This is a genomic window from Halobacillus litoralis, from assembly GCF_020524025.1.
Taxonomy (GTDB): Bacteria; Bacillota; Bacilli; order Bacillales; family Halobacillaceae; genus Halobacillus; species Halobacillus litoralis_D.
This window is the reverse complement of sequence record NZ_JAIVKN010000002.1, coordinates 507,151-532,037: the sequence shown is the minus strand read 5'-3', so window position 1 is coordinate 532,037 and position 24,887 is coordinate 507,151. Positions and strand designations below refer to the sequence as shown.

21 protein-coding genes are annotated in these 24,887 nt (G+C 44.2%); 17 read left to right on the top strand and 4 right to left on the bottom strand.

From position 1 onward, the window contains the following. The first annotated feature begins 14 nt into the window (after nucleotides 1-14). Nucleotides 15-983, top strand: a complete 969-nt coding sequence (locus LC036_RS09145) for a sugar phosphate isomerase/epimerase family protein (RefSeq protein ID WP_226581324.1) — start codon at nucleotides 15-17, stop codon at nucleotides 981-983. A gap of 57 nt (nucleotides 984-1,040) precedes the next feature. Next, nucleotides 1,041-1,733 (top strand): YesL family protein, encoded by a 693-nt coding sequence (locus tag LC036_RS09140; protein ID WP_226581321.1) that lies wholly within the window; start codon nucleotides 1,041-1,043, stop codon nucleotides 1,731-1,733. 64 nt (nucleotides 1,734-1,797) lie between these two features. Here LC036_RS09140 and LC036_RS09135 read toward each other — a convergent pair whose 3' ends face one another. After that, nucleotides 1,798-3,264, bottom strand: coding sequence for a flavin monoamine oxidase family protein (locus tag LC036_RS09135; protein ID WP_226581318.1), 1,467 nt, complete (start codon nucleotides 3,262-3,264; stop codon nucleotides 1,798-1,800). Between the two features lie 150 nt (nucleotides 3,265-3,414). Here LC036_RS09135 and hutP point away from each other — a divergent pair, with 150 nt between their 5' ends. From hutP to LC036_RS09105, 6 genes are all read left to right on the top strand, one after another. Then, entirely contained in the window at nucleotides 3,415-3,852 is a 438-nt protein-coding gene (gene hutP, locus LC036_RS09130; protein WP_226581314.1) for a hut operon transcriptional regulator HutP, read from the top strand. A gap of 160 nt (nucleotides 3,853-4,012) precedes the next feature. After that, the gene (gene hutH / locus LC036_RS09125) at nucleotides 4,013-5,554 is read left to right on the top strand and encodes a histidine ammonia-lyase (protein WP_226581311.1); all 1,542 of its coding nucleotides are present in this window, start codon (nucleotides 4,013-4,015) and stop codon (nucleotides 5,552-5,554) included. Continuing rightward, entirely contained in the window at nucleotides 5,520-7,205 is a 1,686-nt protein-coding gene (gene hutU / locus LC036_RS09120; RefSeq protein ID WP_413229880.1) for a urocanate hydratase, read from the top strand. Before hutH ends, hutU begins: the two co-directional genes overlap by 35 nt. Then, nucleotides 7,205-8,452, top strand: a complete 1,248-nt coding sequence (gene hutI / locus LC036_RS09115; RefSeq protein ID WP_226582486.1) for an imidazolonepropionase — start codon at nucleotides 7,205-7,207, stop codon at nucleotides 8,450-8,452. Before hutU ends, hutI begins: the two co-directional genes overlap by 1 nt. After that, complete coding sequence (gene hutG / locus LC036_RS09110; RefSeq protein WP_226581305.1) at nucleotides 8,442-9,380, top strand: formimidoylglutamase; 939 nt, start codon at nucleotides 8,442-8,444, stop codon at nucleotides 9,378-9,380. The genes hutI and hutG overlap by 11 nt, the downstream gene beginning before the upstream one ends. A 202-nt stretch (nucleotides 9,381-9,582) precedes the next feature. Then, the gene (locus tag LC036_RS09105) at nucleotides 9,583-10,251 is read left to right on the top strand and encodes a hypothetical protein (RefSeq protein ID WP_226581302.1); all 669 of its coding nucleotides are present in this window, start codon (nucleotides 9,583-9,585) and stop codon (nucleotides 10,249-10,251) included. A 45-nt stretch (nucleotides 10,252-10,296) separates the two neighbouring features. Here the strand turns inward: LC036_RS09105 and LC036_RS09100 are convergent, their stop codons facing one another. Continuing rightward, complete coding sequence (locus LC036_RS09100) at nucleotides 10,297-11,664, bottom strand: TrkH family potassium uptake protein (RefSeq protein WP_226581300.1); 1,368 nt, start codon at nucleotides 11,662-11,664, stop codon at nucleotides 10,297-10,299. A gap of 189 nt (nucleotides 11,665-11,853) precedes the next feature. Between LC036_RS09100 and LC036_RS09095 the strand changes: the two genes are divergently transcribed. After that, a complete protein-coding gene (locus tag LC036_RS09095; RefSeq protein ID WP_226581298.1) occupies nucleotides 11,854-12,264 on the top strand; it encodes a hypothetical protein in 411 nt (136 codons plus the stop codon). Nucleotides 12,265-12,355: 91 nt separating this feature from the next. Here LC036_RS09095 and LC036_RS09090 read toward each other — a convergent pair whose 3' ends face one another. Beyond that, nucleotides 12,356-13,294 (bottom strand): LCP family protein, encoded by a 939-nt coding sequence (locus tag LC036_RS09090; RefSeq protein ID WP_226581297.1) that lies wholly within the window; start codon nucleotides 13,292-13,294, stop codon nucleotides 12,356-12,358. A gap of 221 nt (nucleotides 13,295-13,515) precedes the next feature. Here LC036_RS09090 and LC036_RS09085 point away from each other — a divergent pair, with 221 nt between their 5' ends. The 5 genes from LC036_RS09085 to LC036_RS09065 all read left to right on the top strand — a co-directional run bounded on the left by LC036_RS09085 (nucleotide 13,516) and on the right by LC036_RS09065 (nucleotide 19,320). Beyond that, nucleotides 13,516-13,884, top strand: coding sequence for a hypothetical protein (locus tag LC036_RS09085; protein ID WP_226581296.1), 369 nt, complete (start codon nucleotides 13,516-13,518; stop codon nucleotides 13,882-13,884). Nucleotides 13,885-14,138: 254 nt separating this feature from the next. Further along, nucleotides 14,139-15,023, top strand: a complete 885-nt coding sequence (locus LC036_RS09080) for an aminoglycoside 6-adenylyltransferase (RefSeq protein WP_226581294.1) — start codon at nucleotides 14,139-14,141, stop codon at nucleotides 15,021-15,023. Between the two features lie 904 nt (nucleotides 15,024-15,927). Continuing rightward, nucleotides 15,928-16,965, top strand: coding sequence for a DUF5107 domain-containing protein (locus LC036_RS09075; RefSeq protein ID WP_226581291.1), 1,038 nt, complete (start codon nucleotides 15,928-15,930; stop codon nucleotides 16,963-16,965). A 442-nt stretch (nucleotides 16,966-17,407) separates the two neighbouring features. Beyond that, entirely contained in the window at nucleotides 17,408-18,994 is a 1,587-nt protein-coding gene (locus LC036_RS09070) for a solute:sodium symporter family transporter (RefSeq protein WP_226581289.1), read from the top strand. Between the two features lie 71 nt (nucleotides 18,995-19,065). Further along, a complete protein-coding gene (locus tag LC036_RS09065; RefSeq protein ID WP_226581287.1) occupies nucleotides 19,066-19,320 on the top strand; it encodes a hypothetical protein in 255 nt (84 codons plus the stop codon). A 32-nt stretch (nucleotides 19,321-19,352) separates the two neighbouring features. Here LC036_RS09065 and LC036_RS09060 read toward each other — a convergent pair whose 3' ends face one another. Beyond that, a complete protein-coding gene (locus LC036_RS09060; RefSeq protein ID WP_226581285.1) occupies nucleotides 19,353-20,222 on the bottom strand; it encodes a helix-turn-helix domain-containing protein in 870 nt (289 codons plus the stop codon). A gap of 226 nt (nucleotides 20,223-20,448) precedes the next feature. Here LC036_RS09060 and LC036_RS09055 point away from each other — a divergent pair, with 226 nt between their 5' ends. The 3 genes from LC036_RS09055 to galE are packed head-to-tail and all read left to right on the top strand — an operon-like array spanning nucleotide 20,449 to nucleotide 24,868. Beyond that, a complete protein-coding gene (locus LC036_RS09055; RefSeq protein ID WP_226581282.1) occupies nucleotides 20,449-22,686 on the top strand; it encodes an alpha-galactosidase in 2,238 nt (745 codons plus the stop codon). 22 nt (nucleotides 22,687-22,708) lie between these two features. Then, entirely contained in the window at nucleotides 22,709-23,875 is a 1,167-nt protein-coding gene (locus tag LC036_RS09050) for a galactokinase (RefSeq protein ID WP_226581279.1), read from the top strand. Between the two features lie 3 nt (nucleotides 23,876-23,878). Next, nucleotides 23,879-24,868: a UDP-glucose 4-epimerase GalE gene (gene galE / locus LC036_RS09045; protein ID WP_226581276.1), complete on the top strand. Its 990-nt coding sequence runs from the start codon at nucleotides 23,879-23,881 to the stop codon at nucleotides 24,866-24,868. Nucleotides 24,869-24,887 lie beyond the last annotated feature (19 nt).

Below are 24,887 nucleotides of genomic sequence, written 5' to 3'. Positions count from 1 at the left end.
GAGGAGAATGTTATATGAAATTAGGTGTATTTACCGTACTATTTTCTGATCAATCCTTTGAAGAAATGCTGGATCACGCCAAAGCGTCTGGACTGCAGGCAGTAGAAATTGGGACAGGAGGCTATCCCGGCAGTGCCCATTGTAACCTGGATGAACTTCTTGAAAGTGAAGAAAAGCGCAAGGAGTATTTAGATAAGGTGCATGAACGTGGATTAACCATCAGTGCCTTCAGCTGTCACGGAAACCCGATTTCACCTGACCGGGCATTTGCTGAGGAATCACACGAAACTTTTGTGAAGACGGTACGATTAGCTGGTCTTATGGGGGTTCCGGTAGTCAATACATTCTCTGGTACTCCTGGAGGTTCTGAGAATGACACCGCACCAAACTGGCCGGTTACCCCATGGCCGCCGGAATATTCCGATGTGTTAGAATGGCAGTGGAACACGAAACTTATCCCGTACTGGAAAGAACAAGGAAAGTTTGCTGAAGAGCATAATGTCAAAATCGGCCTTGAGCTGCACGCAGGTTTTCTTGTTCACACCCCTTACACGATGCTGAAACTTCGTGAAGCGACAAGTGAGGCGATCGGTGCCAATCTTGATCCAAGTCATTTGTGGTGGCAGGGAATTGATCCGGTAGCGGCGATTAAGATTCTAGGAAAAGAAAATGCCATTCACCATTTCCACGCTAAAGACACGTACATTGATCAGGACAATGTGAATATGTACGGCTTAACGGATATGCAGAATTACGCAGCTGTGCAGACAAGAGCCTGGAGCTTCCGTTCTGTCGGGTATGGCCATGGGACACAGGAATGGTCCAATATTATCAGTGCTCTGCGGACGTATGGCTACGATTATGTGGTCAGCATTGAACATGAGGACCCGATTATGTCGATCAATGAGGGCTTTAACGCCGCAGTTAAGAACCTGAAAACAGTAATAATTGAAGAGCCGGCTACAGAGATGTGGTGGGCCTAAGATACAAGGAAGACCCCTCGTCCTGAGGGGTTTTCTTCAAAAAGGAAGGGGAAGATTATGAGTCAGACATCAGGAATTAGAGGCGGACTTTATGCTGTAAGCGAATGGATTGCAAAATTTTCACTGGCTAATTTACAGTGGGCTTTGTTTAATCTGCCCGTTGCGCTTATTTTACTAAGTCTATTAAACAGCAGTGATAACAAGGAGCTTTGGTATCTGCTCCCGCCTTTGGTCGTCCTTCTGCCTTTGGTCTTTTTCCCTGCAACGACAGCTCTTTTCGCCAAGGCGCGGGAGTGGGTGAGGAAGGATCACCAGGAAACACCGGACCGCACGTACCTCAGCTATTATAAAGAGAATTATAAAGCTAGTCTTGTAACTGGAATCATTCTCACAACTTTCTGGGTGCTACTGGCTGCGGATCTTTATTATTTCTCCCGTACGAATTCGCTCTTTATGAACGTTTTCTTTATCCTTGGTATACTGCTTTTTGTGTATACGATCAACTGCTTCTCTGTCATGGTGCACTTCGATATGAAAGTGAAGTCATTGTTGAAGCAGGCGCTTACTACAACATTTGTCAGTCCGGTGCTGTTCCTGACGGTCGCAATCAGCGCAGGGTTCATTCTGGCTGTCAGTTTGTATATCTTTCCTTTAATCCTTCCAATCTTCACAGGATCCATCATAGCGTTTCTATCGTTCTCCGCTTTTTATCGACTGTATTTAAAGTGGAACCAGAAAGAAGAAGAGTAACCGGAATTCCACCTGTTACTCTTCTTTCTTTAGTTCTTGTAACCATAGACTATTGGAGACTGAATCATCTTTTGTTCACTTCATTGGCTGCCCGGACAGCTGATTCAATGGCACCTTCCACCCAGCCATGAAAGGTGGATGTATGTTCACCAGCAAAATGCAGGCGCCCCTCTGGTAAATAGAGGTCATCGGCAAAATCAGAAGCTTGATTCGGTGCAAACAGTGTAAAGCATCCAGCTGAGAATTCATTTTGACTCCAGCTGTAAGAGGCACCCCGGTCAAACTCCTCGTAGACTTGTCTGCCAAATATTTTTGATAATCCATACAGCGCTTCATTAATTCTTTCGTTCTCCGGTAAACTATTCCACAAGTTCGCGTTTGCCCCCCAGCTGTAACTTCCAAGCATCACTCTACGACCAGGATTTGGAGTGTAGGTATACCTCAGGGGGATATCGGTTAGTATATTTCCAATTTTAACTTTTTCCCAAAACCGCGATTTGAATTCCAATCCTATCTTCACAGAAGATACGTAGTTTAATTCTTTTATCGCCCTCCATTTCTCAAAGGATACAGACTTGTATGGAAAGATATCGATGAACTGCATAACAGAGTAAGGGACTGTGAGAATCACATAATCTCCTTTAAATGTTTCAAACTCTCTGCTTGTTCGGTTGAAAGCAACGACAGATATGCTTTCATTCTGCTGGATAATCTGCTGGACTTTCCTTTTAAAGAGAATGTTGGATTGGAGTCCAGGTAGAAAAGCCTGTGGTAGTAAATCGTTTCCGCCGGCAATTTCATAAAAGGTTAAATCCTCATTAAAAACAGTCCTTACAATATCTAACAAAATATCTACAAATGAAAGCTCAGGAAATCCTTCAATACCCAGCAATACTTTTACTTTTCGAATTGCCCCCTGTGACAATGAAACGCCAATAGGATTATTTCTTAAAAAATCTTCAAAAGAATAGTTATCAAATTTCTGCCTTAAACGTTCCTGTTCTTTTGGAGATGCATTCTCATATAAGTCCAAATAGGGTTTTACAGCGAGTGCAAGGAGTTCTTTGGCTGTTTTTCCTTGTTCATCTGGAAGCAGGGGGAATCCAAGCACATTGGGGTTTTGCGTGTACATGGAATAGGTGGTCTGCACTCCATTTACAAAAAACACATCATTGGTGTTGTTGAATTTATTTGTGGGTAAGTTAAACTTTCGGATATATTCGAAGGTTAGGTTATGTGTATCAGGAAAGCGCATCGCCCCTACGTCAAGGTATTGTCCTTTTGTAAACGGTTCTCTTAATGTATATACTCTTCCACCAACGCGATCATTTCCCTCAATGATTTTAACGCTGTGTCCTGCTTTTTTTAGTAAAGAACCAGCGACTAACCCAGCCATTCCTGCCCCGACAATAAGGATATTTTTAGAAACTCCGTTTGATGCCGGCAGTCCTTCCTGGATAATAGACTGCATATCTTCCGGATAGGTTAAATCTCCATAACTATGAACATCTACACGGTTAATCCATACCACCCCCTGCTTATCTTAAAGAATATGACTGAGTAAATTGGAAATGACTGAAAGGTTTCCAAATCCGCGTTTTTCATCATGGCATCTTGCACACCAGGAAGAAAGCGGTTACAATTTAGTTAGTTATTAGCGAATAGAAATGTGGGGAAGCCGATGACACAAAAAGTGAAAATAGGAAAGCTGGCCATGCTGCTTGCTTCTCTTTCCTCTGAAGAGCTGGAGACTTTTCATCCATCGCTTGAGGAGGTTCAGTACTGTCAGGGAAAGGCTGGGTCGATGGACGTTCAAAAAGTAATTGCTGCTGTTGAAACGGCGGCAAAACGGAATCATATCATATCTCAAGAAGTGTACAGGGAAACGCATGCGTTATACCATGCCATTTTGGAGGCACTTCAAGGGGTAACCCGCGGACAAATTGGAGTGGGGAATATGATGCGGACAGTCGGACTGCGTTTTTCTGTTGTACGTGGCAGACCTTATGAAAAAGAGGAAGAAGGAGAATGGGTGGCTGTTGCTTTTTATGGAACGATCGGCGCACCGGTAAAAGGTTTAGAACATGAGACATTTGGACTCGGCATCAATCATATATAAAGAATAGGTGGCCTATAGTCATGAGATATGAGGAGGCGACAATGGGATATTTCTGCCATTGTCGTCTCTTTTTTTAGCCTATCCACCAGATGAGTGCAGTTATTCTCCCACGGACTCAATGGGAGGATGCATCTGAGATCGTTAGGAAAGGGGGATATGGATGATCGAATTACATGGACATGGATTGACGATCGAACAGATGAGATCGATATGTTACGACCTTGAGCCTGTCCAGTTGTCAGAGAGCAGCTTGATTCATGTTCGGGCAAGCCGGGAGACTGTTGAAGAAATCGTACGTAAAAATCATACGGTTTACGGCATCAACACGGGTTTTGGAAAACTGAGTGATGTCCGCATTGATATACAAGATGTCGATGCCCTGCAGCAGCACTTAATCCGTTCTCATGCATGCGGCGTAGGGAAACCTTTTCCTGAAATCGTCAGCCGGGCAATGATGGTCCTGCGTTTAAATGCACTCTTAAAAGGTCTTTCTGGAGTGAGAGAAGGGGTAGTGAAACGCCTGCAGCTCTTGATTAATAAAAAGATACATCCTGTTATACCTTCACAAGGATCGCTCGGCGCATCAGGTGATCTCGCGCCGCTGGCCCATTTAGCCTTGGTCCTTATGGGAGAAGGGGAGGTGGTGTATGAGGGGAAGCACCAATCCACCTCCGAAGTATACAAGCAGCTTTTGATTGAGCCCCTAGTTTTAAAAGCGAAAGAAGGACTCGCACTCATAAATGGAACACAGGCGATGACAGCGGTCGGGGTGATCAATTATATAGAAGCGGAACGATTGGCTGTCCAATGTGACTGGACAGCAAGCATGACTCTGCAGGCACTGGAAGGGATTCGTGATGCTTTTCACCCAAGCATTCACAAGGCAAGGGGATATCCAGAACAAATGGCCGTAGCAGAGCGGATCCGGCATTTAATTCATGGCAGTCAGTTGATGACATTTCAAGGGGAGAAGCGGGTGCAGGATGCTTATTCCCTGAGGTGCATCCCGCAGGTTCATGGCGCGACGTGGCAGACGCTTGCCTATGTGAGGGAAAAACTGACGATTGAAATGAATGCGGCGACCGATAATCCGCTGATTTTGGACGATGGGAAAGTAGTCGTCTCAGGGGGGAATTTCCACGGGCAGCCAATCGCTCTTGCTATGGATTTTTTGAAAATTGCTGTCAGTGAACTTGCCAGTATCTCCGAGCGCCGGGTAGAGCGGCTTGTTAATCCGCAGCTCAATGATTTTCCGCCCTTTTTAAGTGCCGATCCCGGTCTTCAGTCAGGAGCAATGATTCTACAATATGTAGCTGCCTCTTTAGTATCCGAAAATAAAACTCTTGCCCACCCGGCGAGTGTCGATTCCATCCCATCTTCCGCCAATCAGGAAGATCACGTCAGTATGGGGACAATTGGGGCACGTCATGCAGCTGAAGTTATTGAAAATGCGGGAAATGTATTAGCGATTGAACTGATCTGCAGTTTACAGGCGCTGGAACTTAGAGGCGTGGAGCGGGCTTCTCCGCTTATTGCCGGGCTATGGAAAGAAGCAAGGAAAGTGGTGCCGAGTATAGGGGAGGATCGAGTGTTTGCGAAAGATATTGAGCGCATGGCCCATTGGCTTACATCCGGGTCGTACGATTGGAATAAATGGCGGTCTATTCATGAAGGAGGAGGTTCTTATGTCGACTTCGCGTAAAATCAAAGCAAAAACAGGGATGACGCTGGAATGTAAGGGGTGGGAGCAGGAAGCGGTCTTACGAATGCTGTGCAACAATCTTGATCCGGACGTAGCGGAGAAACCGGAAGAGCTTATTGTATACGGAGGGATTGGGAAAGCAGCGCGGAACTGGGAAGCGTTTGATGCGATTATAGCGACTATAAAGCAGCTGGAAAGTGATGAGACTATGCTGGTTCAGTCAGGCAAACCGGTGGGCGTATTCCGTACTCATGAAAGAGCCCCGAGAGTGCTGTTGTCCAACTCCGTTCTAGTCCCAAAATGGGCGGACTGGCAGCATTTCCATGAACTCGATCGCAAAGGATTAATGATGTATGGACAAATGACAGCGGGAAGCTGGATTTACATCGGCTCTCAAGGGATCCTGCAGGGCACGTATGAAACGTTTGCCTCGTTAGCAGAAAAGCATTTTGACGGTTCGCTGAGCGGGACAATTACACTCACCGCTGGACTTGGCGGCATGGGTGGTGCCCAGCCCCTCGCCGTAACGATGAATGGCGGTGTGGTAATTACCGTCGAAGTTGATGATGACCGAATCTCAAAACGAATCCAATCCGGTTACTGCGATAAAAAAACTGCTTCCTTAGAGGAAGCCTTGTCATGGGCTGAGGAGGCAAAGCGGAAGGGAGAAGCTTTATCTATTGCTCTTTTAGGTAATGCAGTGGATGTGCACCATGCCATCTTACAAAAAGGTTTTCAAATCGATATTGTAACCGATCAGACGTCTGCTCACGATCCGCTGAATGGTTATCTTCCATCCGGTTATTCCATTGCAGAAGCCGAAAAGTTACGAAGAAAAGATGCGGCTCATTATACAAAACTGGCCTCAGCCTCAATGGCTGAACACGTCAAAGCGATGCTTGCTTTTCAAAAGCGGGGAAGTGTGGTGTTTGATTACGGCAATAATATCAGGCAGGTCGCATTAGAAAATGGTGTTGTAGATGCTTTCGATTTCCCAGGCTTTGTACCTGCCTACATCCGCCCGCTTTTCTGTGAAGGAAAAGGGCCGTTTCGGTGGGCGGCGTTATCCGGTGACCCGGAAGATATTTACCGGACGGATCAGCTGATCAAAGAGCTGTTCCCAGATGATGAAAAGCTGATTCGATGGATTGATATGGCTCAGAAAAAAGTTCAATTTCAAGGGCTGCCTTCCCGCATCTGCTGGCTGGGATACGGGCAGAGAGCGAAAATGGGTCTTGCGATTAACGAGCTCGTGAAAAAAGGCGAGTTAAAAGCCCCCGTCGTGATCGGCCGCGATCATTTGGATTGTGGTTCTGTCGCCTCTCCGAACCGGGAAACCGAAGCGATGAAGGATGGAAGTGATGCGGTAGGAGACTGGGCGGTGTTAAATGCTTTAATTAATACGGCATCCGGTGGATCATGGATCTCTTTTCATCATGGTGGAGGTGTTGGGATGGGGTATTCCCTCCACGCCGGAATGGTAGCGGTCGCCGATGGAACAGATCTTGCTGACGAACGTTTAAGCCGCGTACTTACAACAGATCCCGGGATGGGGATTCTCCGTCATGCGGATGCTGGGTATGAAGAGGCGGTAAAACAAGCGGAGAAACATCATCTCGATATCCCGATGCAGAGGAGGAAGAAGCAATGATCTATGACCTCGTCATTACCAACATCGGTCAATTGCTGCTGCCGGATCAGGGACCTTTGAAAGGCGGAGCGATGAAACAGCTGGCTGTAGAAAAACAAAGGGCACTTGGAATAAAGGATGGTCGTTTTGCATGGATCGGATCACACGAAGAAGGCGCCTCTTTACCGGCCCGTGAAAAAGTAGATGCGGAAGGGAAGGTCGTCTCCCCCGGCCTTGTTGATCCTCATACCCACCTCGTATTCGGAGGCTCACGGGAGGGGGAAATGGTTTTAAAACAGGCAGGAGTTCCCTACCTGGATATCTTAAAACAGGGCGGAGGCATTCTTTCAACCGTTAAATCAACAAGAGAAGAAACAGAAGCGGAGCTGTTTGATAAAGCTAAAAAACATGTCCGACAGATGGCGGCTCACGGAGTGACGACGCTTGAAGCGAAAAGCGGATATGGGTTGGACAGAGAAACAGAATGGAAGCAGCTGAAGGTTGTGAAGCATCTGAATGAGCAGGGAGACATTGATATTGTTTCGACGTTTCTTGGGCCGCATGCGATTCCTCTTGAATATAAAGGAAAGTCCGATGCGTTTTTAGAAGAAATGATTGCGATGCTTCCAGAAATCAAAAAACAAAATCTCGCTGTCTTTACTGATATTTTTTGTGAAACAGGCGTGTTTACAATTGAACAGTCTAAACATTTTATGGAAGCTTCTCACCAACTTGGGTTTCAAACGAAAATCCATGCGGATGAAATTGACTCTTTAGGCGGAACAGAATTGGCGGCTGGTTTAGGGGCTGTTTCGGCTGATCATTTAGTCGCCGCATCAAAACAAGGGATTAAGCAACTCGCTGAAGGGGAAACAACAGCTGTTCTCCTTCCAGGTACGACCTTTTACTTAGGTAAGGACACGTATGCCGATGCCAGGTCCATGATTGATCAGGGGGCAGCTGTCGCTTTAGCGACTGATTTTAATCCGGGCAGCTGCGTAACGCACAACCTGCAGATGATTATGTCCTTAGCTGCGTTAAAAATGAAGATGACACCCGAAGAAATTTGGAATGCTGTGACGGTCAATGCTTCTCATGCCATCGGACAGAAAGCAGGTAGGATTGTAAAAGGAAAACCGGCCGATTTCGTTTTATGGGACGTGCCGAATTATCAGTACATCCCTTATCACTATGCTGCCAATCACGCGAAAATGGTCTGGAAAAACGGCAGGAAAGTGTATGAAAGGATGGACGCGGATGTCTTTTAAATATCTCAATCCGAAAAAGGCCCCGGTGTTTAAAGATCGATTTACGACAAAGGTAAACGAACAGATAAAACGATACGAAACAGGTGATAAGGGTGAGGTCGGGATCGTCGGCCTTCCTTTTTCCAAGTCATCGATCTCTGCTTCGCTTGCTTCAGATGCGCCCGCATCAATAAGGAGGGCACTTGGGTCTGTCACTACCTATTCCGGAGAAAGGGACAGGGACTTTGCGGATGTTCCTGTATTGGATTTCGGGGATGTTCCCGCCCATCCGACTGATGGTAGGGAAAACCTCGTACGCATGGAAACAAGCGTACGGGAGATGATCGAGTCAAAGACCTGCGAGCGGTATATTATGCTTGGCGGAGATCATGGAGTCAGCTTTCCTTCGATCTCGGCTTTTCAAAAACAGTTCGGCAGAGTCGGTGTGATTCAATGGGATGCCCATCATGACCTGCGGAATCTGAATGATGGTGGAAGGACAAACGGCACCCCTTTTAGAAGCCTGCTGGAAGCAGAGATCGTTAGAGGAGAAGATCTGGTTCAAATCGGGATTCGTGACTATGCCAACGCGAAAGCTTACGCCGATTATGCAAGGCAGCAAGGGGTTCATGTTTATACTATGGGGGATGTGGAAGGACGCGGAATCTTACCCATTGTAGCAGCAGAACTTAAGAGATTAAAAGAACACGTAGATATAATCTATCTGTCTGTGGATATGGATGCGGTTGATCAAGCGTACGCGCCGGGCTGCCCGGCAATCGGACCAGGCGGACTCACCGGACGTGAGCTGTTAAGCAGTGTGGCATCAGCGGCCAGGGATCCTCTCGTTAAAGCCATGGATATTGTCGAGGTTGATCCGTCCAAGGATTTCCGTGACATGACCAGCCGTCTGGCCGCTCATGTAATACTGAGGTTTATGTATACGTAATGATGAAGGTCACCAGTGGGGGTGGCCTTTTTCGCTTTTACCGTTTTGTGGGGGATATTTCTCATGCTATAATGAAAATCTTGTTTTTAAAGGGGGATTATGTAACATTGATAAGCAGATAGACCCATATCGCTTTTTAGTGAGAGGAGATGCTGTCGCCCATAAAACATAAAAAAAGAAATAATAGTTGGGAGATTATGAGATGAAGAAAATGTTTTTAAGTTTATCACTGCTTCTGCTGCTTCCTATAGTAGCTGCTTGCGGCGAGGAAACAAAAGAAGGAAAGGCAGCAGAAGTAAAAGGAGAGGAACAAAAAGAGAAGACAGGCTCGGATATACATGAAGAAGATATATCAGGAACAGTAGAAGCGCAAGAGGAAGAGGTTGTTCGAGAGTTCGCTTTTAATATTGGAGATGAAAGTGAAGAAATCGTATTGGAAGAGCATCAATTGAATGAGGAATTAGGAAAACGTATCTTTATTCCTGAAGGTTTTGAAGTTACCTATAATGAGAACGGGGCGTTCACAGCTGCTGGTAAAGATGAATGGATTGAATTCATGGTAAGTATGGTTGCTTACGATCGAAGGTATACCAATGAACCAATGAAAGAAAAAGAACTCTTTGAAGTTTACATAACCTCTAACTTAGCTGGTGATGAACAGGTTTTAAATGAGTTTAATTTAAAGGAAAACGCTTTGGATGAGAAGTATGATTATGTGGTGTCGGGAGACTATTTTGATCAGAGAATGTACAGTGGTCTACGGATGCATGATGGAAAGAGATATCATGTAAACATAGAATTCTGGAACAAAAAGTTTCACAAAAATGATGAACTGGCTCTCGGGATCCTGCGTAATATAGAATTTAATTAAGAGAAAACCTTGCATAGAAAACTTTTTCTTTGCAAGGTTTTTTATTTACCCGATAATCATACTTTCTTTTGGATAATGATAGGTCTCTTTGGTGCTGTTTCTTCTTAAAATAAATAAGAAAGCGAAAATACCGATGCGGCCGATAAACATCAAACCGATAATGACCAGTTTGCCCCCGGTGTGAAGGTCTGGAGTGATTCCCATAGACAGTCCTGTCGTACCGAATGCTGAGCAGGATTCAAAGATGATTTCCATCAATGTAAACTGTGGTTCATTGTATTTGAGTAAGACGATTGCCAGACCGACGATGGACATCGCTGTACAGATGACAATAAACGAACGAAAGATATCATCTTCATGAATTTCACGCCGGAAGACACTGACGTGTGATTTTCCTCTGGCATAAGAAAAGATGCTTAATACCATTATAGCGAAGGTCGTGGTACGAATGCCGCCTCCTACACTGCTGGGAGAAGCGCCGATAAACATGAGTGCGCAGATAATCAATAACGTCGGCGTTGTAAATTCGCTCACATCCATCGTGGCAAGGCCACCGTTTCTTGTTGTAACAGACTGAAAGAGGGCATAGAAAAATGATTCGTGCCAGGAACGGCCCTGAAAGAAATGATGGCGGTCAAACCAATAGATAAGGAAGGCGCCAACGACGATTAAGGCTGCAAAAGTGACAGAGGTCAGTTTTGTAAACAAGGAGAAATGAAAGAAATCATTCTCTCTTTTAGATAAATAATCTTTCACTTCAATTAACACAGGAAATCCGATGGCACCTAAAGTAAGAAGAATCATATTGACGAACTGGACAAAATAATCATTCTGAAACATAACCAAAGAGGATCCAGTAATGTCAAACCCCGCGTTGGTTGTTGCACTGACAGAAGCAAAAGCTCCTTGAATGAACGCCTCATGAATGGTAGGGAAATATTGGATGTAATAGGTGCCTAAAATAATGGCGCCGATGAGTTCAATAAGCAGGATAATCATTAATATCTGCCGAATCAGTCTTACAATTCCTGAGAAGTTGGAGCGGTTCTGGTCAGTTTTAATTAACTGCCTGCGCTTTAATCCGATCTTTTGTCCTAACAACAGCCACACAAAGGTCCCGAGTGTCATTACTCCGATCCCGCCGAATTGGAGGATGAACATCAACACAAAATATCCACCTGTATTAAATGTGTCTGGAGTCGATATGACGCCTAATCCAGTGACGCTGATTGCACTCACCGCTGTAAATAAACTGTCAATGAAGCTGATCGAGACGCCTTCCTTATGTAAAAAAGGCAGACTTATTAAAAGGGTGGAGATGGCTGCTGCTGATAAATAGAAGAGCACGATAATTTGGAAGGGAGACATTCGGTCAATATACCGGGAAAATCTTGATCGATACCCGCTCCACATGGGAAGACCTCCTTTTTGTCTGACTGCTTGTTTTCTATATCATGGATTTTATAGGTATTTACGTGAGATAGCAATGGTCACCTGCAGGGAGATGCAAAGGCAGATTTACTGGAAATTATTCAATATGGTATAGTGTAAAGAGTGATCATGATGATTTAGCTTTAAGATAGGAGAGCGAAAATATATCTAATGAAAGAAATTATTCTGCTTTTAGCTGACGTTGTCAATGTATGGCATGATGTCATTTTGAAATTTTCCCATATGATGGGCTGGGATTTGTCTGATAAAGACCTCCATTTCTGGGTGATCGGTATTCTTGGAATCATAGGACTTCTATTTGTAGATATCCTTTTCCATGCTTTAGCCAAATGGAGCATCTCCGCCATTTCCTTTTTGTTCACCTTTGCGATGGTGCTTGTATTCGTGTTCGCGGTCGAGATTCAGCAGAAGATTACAGGCAGCGGCAACATGGAATTTGCAGATGCTTTCGTAAGTATGCTGGGATTCTTCTTCTTTTGCAGCATTTATTTCATTATCCGCCTGATCAGCAAAGGCATTCAAAAATATCTAAAGAATAAGGAAGACCAAACCGCCGCTTAGAACGGCGGTTTTTTAAATATTCCCAGATAGGGGAATACCACGAAATCCTATCTTAAAAACCCCCTTCTCAATGAAGAGAAAGGGGTTTTTCTTAGGATTTTGATCCGAAATCGACAATTTTATCATGAGTCTCTTGTATCTCCTGCTCCGGCATAAAAATCAGGTACATCCCATTGACCATCTGTCCATCTCCGGACATCTGGTAAGTCGATGTATTTTTGCGGGCACTTCGATAATTTGTGACGAGTCTTCTCATATCATCAAACTGCATGTTGGTGCTGACGTTATCGCCTAACACATCCATGATGTTTCCGATTTTATTAACCGCATCAAGCCGGGCACCTTTGCTGATAATGCCCTGGATTACTTCACGTTGACGCTCGTTCCGCCCAAGGTCTCCATTTGGATCATTTTTTCTCATCCGTACGAACCCTAAAGCTTCATCACCATCCAGTTCGATTTCACCCTCTTTAAAAGTGAAGTTTCCTGAAGTGAACGCCATATCGTTTTGAACAGTGACACCGCCGACAGCATCAACGACTTGTGAGAGTCCCTCCATATTGACACGAATATAATAATCCAAGTCGATATCAAGGAAGTTTTCTACTGTATCAACGGCCATATCGCTTCCGCCGTAAGCGTAAGCGTGATTAATTCTTGTTACACGGCCGTCGCCGGCAATTTCCACACGCGTATCACGCGGAATGCTGACCATCTGCATCTGGTTGTTGTTTGGATCAAGCGTCATGACGATCATCGTATCAGAACGTCCGACATCATTTTCCCGCTCATCTACACCAAGAAGCAGAATGTTCAGTGGTTCTTTATTCTCAACTTTTTCTTTTGTTTCTTCCGTATTAATTGAAGTTACACTTTCATGTAAGTCCTGGTTGACGGTGGTTCTGACGTCTTGAAAAATCATATAAAAATAAACGCCTCCAGCCAATAGGACAAGCGCTATAGCAAAGAGGAGGAATTTCCAACGTCTTCTCTTTCTCCGCTTTACTCTCTTCCGTTCGCTACGGCTCATACCCCCACCTCTTTCCAAACATACTTTTTCTTCTATTATACGTTTATTGTAGAAACTTGTAAAAAAAACCTCCAGGATCTCACTAAGGTACAAACAAAGCATAGTTCATGGAGTATGTTTTTTAGAGATCTTTTCTTCTCATGCCCGTCCCTTCGCAGGGTGTTATTTTTGTCCCTCCTGCATATAGTAATTTAAGTTATACTTTTTGGAGGAATGTGAAAGTGAGAAAATGGATGGGACTATGGCTTCTGGTGATTTTATTAGCTGGGTGTGTGGATAATGCCACGCAAAAGACAATCCAACAGTTTACGTCCTCCATGGAAAACGAACTTCATTTTGTTTACTTTTATGATGATCAACCACCAAAGGAACAGTTAAAGTCGCAGCTGACGGGGATGAAAGTGTATTTAGCAAGAAAGAACATCATCGCCACTATCAGTTATCAAAAGATTCATGAGGATAAAAATTATGAAGAGATTCTAGGTGTGAAAGATCAGCAGATTCTTGTTTTTGACTATAAGGGCATCCGCTTTAACGCCAGGAACATTCACGTGCTGGAAGGTATGATTCTTCAAATAGCCAATCAATAATCCCTTGAGCTATCCTTTACCGGATGGTTCAGGGGTTTTTTCTTTTCTACATAAAACGGTCTTTAGTAGTAAGAGCTTTTCTAGATGAGGACTTATCGATATGATGATTAAACAAAGGAATTTACAAGATGGGGGAAAATGAGGGGAAAACCGTGTTCTAACTGGAATCAAAAGAACCTATTATATATTCACAGTCCCTCGATGTGTTGAATGAAAAAGCTGCTTATAAAACGGACCTATTGGAGGGAGCAATAATGAGAAGTGAACAAGCAATGATGAGCCTGATTATGGATACAGCCAAAGAAGATGAAAGAATACGAGCTGTTTATATGAACGGATCAAGAACCAATCCAAACGTAGAAAAAGATATATTTCAAGATTATGATATCGTTTATGTCGTGCAGGAAACCCAGCCTTTTATAGAAGATAAAGAGTGGATCCACCGTTTCGGAGAGATCCTTATGTATCAGGAGCCTGACAAAAACATCCTGAACTCTGGGATGGAGGCGGATTTTGCGCAATCCTATGGATACTTACTATTATTTAAAGACGGGAATCGGATTGACCTTCATGTTGAAACAAAAGAACATATGAAATTTCATTTCCTTCATGATAAATTAACGGTCCCTTTACTGGATAAGGATGACTGTCTGCCGGCAATTCCAGCCCCTGCTGATACAGATTATCACGTGAAAAAGCCGACGGAGCCTACGTATCTAAGCTGCTGCAATAACTTTTGGTGGTGCCAGCAGAATATTGCTAAAAGTATCTGGCGTGATGAATTGCCTTATGCAAAGTTCATGATGGACTCTGTGGTGAGGATGGAATTAAACAAGATGGTGGAATGGTGGATTGGGACACAGACGAATTTCCAGGTATCTACTGGTAAAGTCGGAAACTACTTTAAAAAACAGCTTCCTGAGTCCTACTGGAATCAGTACAAAGCGACTTATTCTAATGGGGATTATGAGAATGTGTGGGATTCCTTATTTATTGCCGGTGAGTTGTTCAGGACGTTAGCGAAAGATGTAGCAGAAGACCTTTCATTCCATTATTCAACAACGGAAGATGAAAATATGACCGCCTATCTGAAACAAGTAAGATCTCTGCCCTCAACAGCTGAAGCAATTTATGAATAATCAATTCCCCATGTTTTATAGGTGTTGATTTCGAGAACCAGGTTGTAATGAGGGGACATGGGAAAGGATTCGCTTTCCTGCGGGGGAACTGCTGAGCTTCCTCGGCTTCGCCCTGCGGGATCTCGTCTACTCCCTTCTCCCGCGGGAGTCTCACCCTTCCCCCTGTCCCTTGCCGTATAGGAGGCACGAAATCCCATATGACAGCCGATACATAATATTGAAAGAATGGCCACGATGGCTCAGCTCCTGCACATCTAACTTTAAGTGGCTGTTTCCGAGAGTTTCAAATATCTAAGAGGCTGAGAAACGTTGACACTCCTGGGAGATGGACGGCATCCCAAGCCTGAAGCACCTAAATAAATCAGTGAGAAGTTCGATTAACCTGTACCAATATCGAACGACCCTCCATCATGCAGAGGCGGAAAGCAATTCATATTCCCAACAACTATCATCCTTTCAGTACATCTCGAAATCCGATTCAAGATAAGCGTGTTTATATGATTAACAGCAGAGAATTTTGAAAGAGGCTCTGTTAAATCCTCGTCCAGCCGGCCTGCAAAGCCAGCTTTATAAGCGTTTAGTACCAGTCGTCACCTTTTTATGAATAGGTCCGTTAAGTTGACATAAAGAGGGGGGATAGGAAATGACGAGACTCCCGCGGGAGAAGGAGCCAGGCAAGACCCCACAGGGAGTGCTAACGACCGAGGAGGCTTGCCGGTTCCCCCGCAGGAAAGCGAGTTATTTCCTATACATCCCTGCTCCCACTAAAGAAGCGGACCTAAATTTACTGAGGCTGGGGAATGAAAGTATACAGAAATTTGTAATAAAATTCATAAAAACTATTCATTTAAGACCCATGAAAGCGTTATAATGGTGAGAACAATCTTAAAGATAATAATGAATTTTGATTGGAAATGGGTTAGAACGATCCAGAGTCGGAAAGACAACCCTTACCAATGAAAAAATGGAAACAATTAGTAAGGAGGAGCAGCCGATGATCGACGTATCGACGTATCAAAAGACCGAATGTAGAGGATTAAAAGCAATAGTCTTAGAAAATGAATCCATACGCTCTGTGATTCTTCCTGATTATGGAGGAAAAATGGTCAGTTTTTTTGATAAGAGTATTGGATATGAATGGTTGTATCAGGCAAAAAATGAATCATTGACGATCCCTCCTTATGGTGCAGATTTTTCGGAATATGATTCCAGTGGTTTCGATGAAATGTTCCCGGGAATTGACCAGGGCCCTCATCCCAACGGAGAGGAAATACCGGATCATGGAGAAGTATGGGCACTCCCGTGGGCATGCAGACCAACTGTTGATGGAGTAGAGCTTTCGGTTAAAAGTCCGAAGTTTCCTTATGTTTTGAAAAAAAGAATGCGCTTACATGGAAATACTGTAGAAATACATTACGAAGCGACTAATAAGTCCTCGAAGCCATTCCCGTTTATATGGACACCGCATGCTTTACTGAATATGAATGAAAGTACAGAGATAGAGGTCCCGGCCGGCATGAACCAGGTCATGAGTGTCGAGGGCGGCTCTGAGCATCTTGGTGGCTGGGGGACAAATCACACATATCCTGAAACCGCTTCACTAAAGACAGGAGAAAGAATAAACCTTTCTCATTTAGAGCCGGTGGAAGAGGGAACGGCCGAAAAGTTTTATTTTACTGAGCCATTGAGTGAAGGATGGTGCTCTCTCGTTCAGGCGGATGTTCAACGCAGGCTTACTTACCGTTTTCCTAAAGAGAAAGTTCCTTACCTCGGGGTATGGAAGACCCGCGGTGGATACAGAGGTGAACATAACGTCGCATTGGAACCTTGCACCGGAGTGTACGATGATGTCTATCTCGCTGAAAAGATAGGCAAAGCTTCTTCGATTCCTGCTGAAGGATCGTATTCTTGGAAACTGCATATCTCAAGTGAACAATTGTAGGTTAACTATATACGAGAAAAGGTCCCGGAAATGAATCCGGGGCCTTTTTTATATTTCTAAATGCTTTCTATCTATTTTACGTCTCATATTACGGGCCCGATAACCTTAAAAATAGGGTGGAAGAGAACAGAAAAGGAGCTGGGCGGGAGGCAGAGGCTATCACTATCCTTCCTGAACACGGATTGATCTTTTATGAAGATCATCAAGCAAAAAAAGTGTAGAGGTATAAATAAAATGTACAGTAGATTGATATAGTGCCGGTAACAGCCCCTTTCCTTTTCTTGTAAACCGCTGGTGATAAAGCAAAAAAAAACAAGCTTCGTCAATTTTTTTACCATTGAAACGCTTACACAGCGGGGGATATTATTAGGTGTACATAAAAAAGCGCATACATTTTAATATGATTAATTTTGATTCCGCTTTCAAAAAAGGAGAGGCAACAATGAATCTATTTACCGTTCTATCATTTCTATTTTTTACAGGTTTAGTTGCCACCGTTGCCTGGTGGTTTACGAGAAAAGAGAATCTGGACACGCAGGATGGGTATTTCCTAGGAGGGCGTAACCTGGGTGCCTGGGTTATTGCAGGATCCTTAATGCTGACAAATCTATCAACAGAGCAGTTAATCGGACTGAATGCACAAGGGTATTCAGACACGATTGCCGTCATGGGATGGGAAGTTGGATCAGCGATTGCGCTGGTAGTGGTGGCTTTCTTCCTGCTTCCACGTTATATGAAAGGCGGAATCACGACGATTCCTGATTTCCTTGAAGATCGATATGATTTTGGGACAAAGCAAATTGTTACCATCCTCTTTTTATTCGGTTATGTATTTAACCTACTGCCGCCTATTCTTTATTCAGGTGCTGTCGCCATCAATGGATTGTTTGATATTCCTGAAGCATTAGGCGTAAGCCGGACAGCAGGTCTTTGGATTACCGTATTTGCTATTGGGATTGTCGGATCTATTTATGCTGTATTCGGCGGCCTGAAAGCCGTAGCCGTTTCCGATACGATTAATGGCGTAGGGTTACTTATTGGTGGTTTGATGATTCCTGTCCTTGGACTTTTTGTTTTAGGGGATGGATCATTCACAAATGGATTCCAAACGATTGTTGAAAATTCGCCTGAGAAATTAAATTCCATTGGTGGAGAAGACAGTCCCGTCCCATTTGGAACGATGTTTACCGGTATGCTCCTTGTAAACTTATTCTATTGGGGAACAGCCCAGCACATTATGCAGCGTGCCATTGCAGCTAAGAACTTGAAGGAAGGGCAGAAAGGTGTTCTTATTGCTGCATTCCTGAAGTTGCTAGGTCCTGTTTTCTTAATTTTGCCGGGGATTATTGCCTTCAATATGTTCGGTCCGGGATTAGAGCCGACAGATGCTTATCCTAGACTAGTTTCTGAAGTACTGCCTACACCGTTGGTTGGTTTCTTTGCCGCTGTTTTGTTCGGTGCGATCCTTTCTTCTTTCAACTCAGCACTGAACTCATCTGTGACACTAATTGCATTGAACATTTATAAGCCTTACTTTAATCCGGACGCACCGGATCGAGATATCGTTAGAAAAGGGAAGTATGTAGGAATCATTCTCGCCTTGTTTGCGATGTGTATTGCACCATTGATCGATAAAGTACCACAGGGATTTTTCCAGTACCTGCAGATTGTCAACGGTTTTTATAACGTTCCGATCTTTACTATTTTAATTGTCGGGTACCTTACGAAGCGTGTTCCATCGATTGCAGCAAAAATTTCCTTGTTTGTATTCATTTCCATTTATGCAACAACTCAGCTGGTATGGGATACAGGGGTTCACTTCCTGCACATCTTAGGAATTCTCTTTGTTTTCTGTACAGCGCTGATGCTGTTGATCGGAAAGTTACGTCCAAGAGAAACCGACTTCGTATTAGAGCAAAAAGCAAAAGTCGATATGACGCCTTGGAAACTTGTTTATCCAGTAGGATTGGCAGCGACTATAGCAATGATTGTGATTTATACGCTTCTTTCCCCGATTGGAATTCTATAGAAGCTGATCACACCGCACATCTTTTGGTATACTAGAAGTATTGCCAAAATGAGTGAAAGGCGTGATAGACGATGGGGAAAGCAAGTCAGCCGATTGAGTCTTTTTACCATAAAGTATATGAAGCTATGGATGCTTTGCACGAAGAAGCGATCGATATGAAAAATTCGATGGCAGAAGAAGATCCGGTGGATTATGAGAAGCTGGAAAGAACAGAGTTTGCACTGCAGCTGTCGAAAGACGTATTAGAAAACTTTGTCGATGATGGGAAGAGTATGACCATCAATTATGATAAAAGATCGGTCACGATTGAAGTGTCCAAATTATAAAAAGGACCGTGTATATACACGGTCCTTTTTGTTTAAGTTGACATTGGTTTCTGGCTCTCCCTGTACTTCCCGGGTGTGATGCCGACGTTCTTTTTAAAGACTTTATTAAAGTAATTGGCGTTTTTGTAGCCGCTTAAGATCGCGATATCCTCAGCGGAGTACTTTGTGTTTTGTAAAAGCTCTTTCGCCTTATTGATCCGGATTGAAGTTAAATACTGAATCGGTGTCTGTCCCGTAGAGGACTTAAACTGCCGGGTAAAGTGATAGCGTGACATTCCAGATGCTTCTGCCATATCATCCGGGCTGATATCCTCGCTGTAATGGTTCTTGGCATACATCGATGCTTCAATAATAGGTTCCGGCCACTTGGCGAGTCCTCGTTCAAGTGTGGAGCAGTAATGGAAAAGCTCCATCGTAAATTGATAGGCAAAACCAGAAGCCTGATGGGCGTTGGATATTTCCCTGTTGGAGGCTGCTTCCAATAGTTGATGCAGATATTCAACCGGAGGTGCATCGGGAGGCAGGTGCAGAATGGGACCGATATCTTTTTGGATTTCATTCCAATAGGTTTCCACCACATCTCCATAGAGAGTCAAATATATAAATTCCCATTTCTCGCTGTCTTCAGGAAGGTAGTAGCGGTATCGTCCCGGGATATTGACGATAAAAGCGTGACCGGGAGCTAATTCATGCCGCTCGCCGTTAATTTCAATTTCGCCTTTCCCTGAAATGGTATATTGAAAAATAAACTTTCCCCGGTCTCTTCGATTTGTTCCATCCCAGTCATAAAGGGTAGAGGTTTGTTCATCCCAACCGAGCGACCAGATTTGAGCCAGCTTTTGCAGTTTCGGATCAGAAAATCGAAACCCATAGGATCCGAATGTAAGCGAGGATTGAACCATAGCTTCTCATCCTTTCTATCTATATGAAGCAAAATTTAACGATACTTCTTGTTAATTAAGTCATAAACACTTCTTCTATCATAACAGTTTACAAAACAAGAGAAAACGAAGGAAGCAAAAATGTGCACTTGTAAACGTTTTATTTACCATTGATAACAGCTTCTTTCATTTCTACAATAGAATTATAAACTTTGGAAGCGTTTGCGAGGTAGTTGGAGGGATAAACGTGACGATTCATATCAATCAGGAAAATTCACAATTTCATTTGCAGGGAAAAGAAGTCAGCTACATTTTTCAAGTGATGAGGAATGGTCAGATTGGGCAGTTGTATTTTGGCCAAAAGCTTCGTCATAGAGACGATTTCAGTCATCTGTCTAAAGAAGAGTTCCGGGTAACTTCTTCCTATCTATATGAAGAAGATCCATCTTTTTCATTGGATACAGTGAAGCAGGACTATCCGAGCTATGGAACTTCAGATTATAGAGAGCCTGCATTTCATATCATTCAGCCGGATGGCTCACGAATTTCAAATTTTACGTACCAGTCTCATCAGGTGGTAAAAGGAAAACCGGGACTTAAAGGTCTTCCTGCTACGTATGTGGAGGATGAAACAGAGGCTGAAACGTTGGTCCTTCGTTTATTTGATGAGGTCACTGAGGTGGAGCTGAACCTGATGTATACCGTTTACCATAATCGGAACGTCATCGTCCGTTCGGTGAACTTTATAAATAAGGGAGTAGAAGAGCATGTGCTTGATCGTGCGTTAAGTGCCTCGATTGATCTGCCTGACTCAAACTTTGAATGGCTGCAGCTGGCGGGATCCTGGTCAAGGGAACGCCACATCCATAAACAGCGTCTGCATCCGGGGATACAACGAATTCAGAGCACACGTGGAACAAGCAGCAGCCAGCATAATCCCTACATCGGTCTGAAACGTCCTGAGACAACCGAGATAGAAGGGGAAGTATACGGCTTCAGCTTGGTCTACAGCGGTAATTTTCTCGCTCAGGTCGAAGTCGATCAATATGATATTTCCAGGGTGAGTATGGGAATCAGTCCTTTTGACTTTAGTTGGAAACTGAATCCCGGAGAGTCTTTCCAAACGCCGGAAGTCGTGATGGGATATTCAAGGGCAGGACTGAATGATTTAAGCCAGACGTATCACGATCTTTACCAGGGAAGACTAGCGAGAGGAAAGTGGAGAGACCGTGAACGGCCGGTTTTAATCAATAATTGGGAAGCCACGTATTTTGATTTCAATGAAGAAAAGCTGCTGTCGATTGCAGAACAATCCCAGAAGCTTGGCATAGAACTTTTCGTCCTTGATGATGGATGGTTTGGCAGACGAAATGATGACACCACTTCTTTAGGGGACTGGTTTGTAGATGAAGCCAAGCTGCCTAATGGTTTGAAACCGCTCGTCGATCAAGTCAATGACTTAGGGATGTCTTTTGGACTGTGGTTTGAACCGGAGATGGTCTCAAAAGAAAGCCAATTGTATAAAGAGCACCCGGAATGGATCATCCATGTTCCAGGGCGTAAACCATCGACAGGGAGACATCAGCTTGTCCTTGATTTTTCAAATCCTGACGTAGTCGAGTACATTTATGAGCAGATGGCCGCTGTATTATCAGAATCGAATATTGAATATGTGAAATGGGATATGAACCGGTATATGACAGAAATCGGATCTGCACGCCTGGCATCGGATCAGCAGATGGAGGTTCCGCACCGCTATATGTTAGGGGTTTACCATTTGTATGAAAAACTGGTGAATGCCTTCCCGCATGTTTTATTTGAATCATGTGCAAGCGGGGGTGCCCGTTTTGATCCGGGAATGCTTTACTACGCCCCTCAAGGGTGGACAAGCGATGACACGGACGCCATTGAGCGTTTGAGTATCCAGTACGGAACATCGATGGTTTATCCGTTAAGCGGAATGGGTGCTCATATTTCAGCGGTTCCGAACCATCAGGTGAAGCGGGTAACAAGCTTAAAAACAAGAGGCGATGTCGCCTACTTCGGCGCGTTTGGTTATGAACTCGATGTCACGGAGATGGATGACGAGGAAAAAGAACAGGTGAAAAAGCAGGTTGCCTGGTATAAAGAACACCGTCATCTCCTGCAGTACGGGACGTTCCATCGTTTGATCAGTCCTTTTGAAGGAGACGGCAATGAAACGAGCTGGATGGCTGTTTCTAAAGACCAGAACAAGGCGGTCGTGGGCTATTATCAAGTGCTGGCAAGAGTGAACCCTGGATTCAACCGTGTGAAACTAAGCGGACTTGATCCAGATAAAGAATATCGAATGGAAGGTTTTGAGAGAACGTATTTCGGTGATGAACTGATGCATGCAGGAATCCAGCTTGAAGGTGGGTATGATGGCTCTCAAACCGGAGGAATTGATGAGTCCGGAGATTTCTCATCCCAGCTGTTTGTCCTGACGAGTGTAAACGAATCTTAAATATTTTAGTGAGGTGGAAGCAATGAAGGAAATAATCAGAACGTTTAAGGAACAATTTGGTGGAAATGGAGAACCCCAGCCGTTTTTTGCTCCAGGCAGGGTAAATCTAATAGGAGAGCATACCGACTATAACGGTGGTCATGTGTTTCCTTGTGCGCTGAGTGTCGGCACTTATGCAGCCGCTCGAAAACGAGAAGATCAGAAGCTTCGGATGTATTCGATGAACTTTCCTGAGCTTGGCATTATTGAAGCAGATATCGATGATCTGAAATACGAAGACCAGGATGATTGGGCCAATTACCCTAAAGGTGTCGTGGAGATGTTTACGAAAGAAGGCTATGACGTTCCATCTGGAGTCGACCTGGTTTTCTACGGAAATATTCCGAATGGAGCGGGGCTTTCTTCTTCTGCTTCCATTGAGTTAGTCACATCTGTGGTGTTAAAAGAATTATTTTCTCTTTCTATCGATCGTGTGGAAATGGTCCGCTTATCACAGCGGGCGGAGAATGAATTTGTCGGCGTAAACTGCGGCATCATGGACCAATTCGCGATCGGGATGGGCAAAAAAGATCATGCCCTGTTGTTAGATTGTCAAACACTGGATTATCGCTACACCCCGATTAATTTAGATTCAGAAACACTGATTATCGCCAACACCAATAAACGCAGAGGACTGGCGGACTCAAAATACAATGAGCGTCGTGTACAATGTGAAGAAGCACTTAAGGATCTGCAGCAAACCCTTGATATTCAATCACTCGGGGATGTTTCAAAACAGGAATTTGAAGAAAATAAACACCTTATTCAAGATCCGGAGGCGCGCAAACGTGCGAAACATGCTATATTTGAAAATTGCCGGACAATTGAAGCGGTAGAGAAACTCAACCAGGGGGATATCGAAGGCTTTGGAAAACTGATGAATGAGTCGCATCGTTCGCTTCGTGACGATTATGAAGTGACAGGGAAAGAATTAGATGCACTTGTAGAAGCTGCCTGGGAAGAAGGGGCTGTCGGCTCAAGAATGACCGGTGCCGGTTTTGGCGGCTGTACCATCAGCATTGTAAAGCGGGAAGATACCGATCGCTTCAAAGAAAAAGTCGGAGAAAAATATTATCAGGAAACAGGGCTGGAAGCTGATTTTTATGTCGTAGAAATCGGTGACGGCGCAAAGAAACTAGAGGAGGAATAACAGATGTCAGTATTAGTTTGTGGTGGAGCGGGCTATATCGGAAGTCATGCGGTAGCTCAGCTGCTGGACCGTAATGAAGAAGTTGTTGTCGTTGATAACTTGCAGAAAGGTCACGAAGAAGCCGTTTTAGAAGGAGCGAAAGTATATAACGGAGACTTGAGAGACGAAGCGTTTATGGATCGTGTCTTCGAAGAAAATGAGATCCAATCCGTGATTCATTTTGCAGCGGATTCTCTTGTAGGTGAAAGTGTAGAAGATCCGTTGAAGTATTACGACAACAACGTATATGGTGCGGTCTGCCTTCTTAAATCGATGGCAAAACACGAGGTGAAACGAATTGTCTTTTCTTCAACAGCAGCGGTTTACGGCGAGCCGGATCAGGTACCGATTCAGGAAGATGACCGCACATTCCCGACGAACCCATATGGAGAAACAAAGTTAGCCATTGAAAAAATGCTCAAGTGGGCTGAGCAGGCGCACGGAATCAAGCACGTTGTTCTGCGTTACTTCAATGTCGCAGGGGCCGACCCGGATGGAAGAATTGGCGAGGATCACCGTCCTGAAACACATTTAATCCCAATTGTTCTGCAAGTAGCTCAGGAAAAGCGTGAAAAAATCATGATCTTCGGTGATGACTACCCGACAGAGGATGGCACGTGTATCCGCGACTATATTCATGTGAATGATTTAGTAGATGCTCACCTGCTTGCCATTGAGAAATTGAAGAGAGACCAGCAGAGCGGCATCTATAACCTCGGAAATGGCCAGGGCTTCAGTGTGAAACAAGTCATTGATACAGCCCGCCGCGTAACAGGACATGCGATTCCTGCTGAAGTGGCGCCACGCCGTGCAGGAGACCCTGCCCAGCTTGTGGCCTCTTCTGAAAAAGCGATGGAGGAGCTTGGCTGGTCACCTAAATATGCTGATTTAGATACGATGATTCAGACTGCCTGGGACTGGTTCCAAAACCACCCGGAAGGATACAACAATTAATTAAAAAGGCTGGTGAATA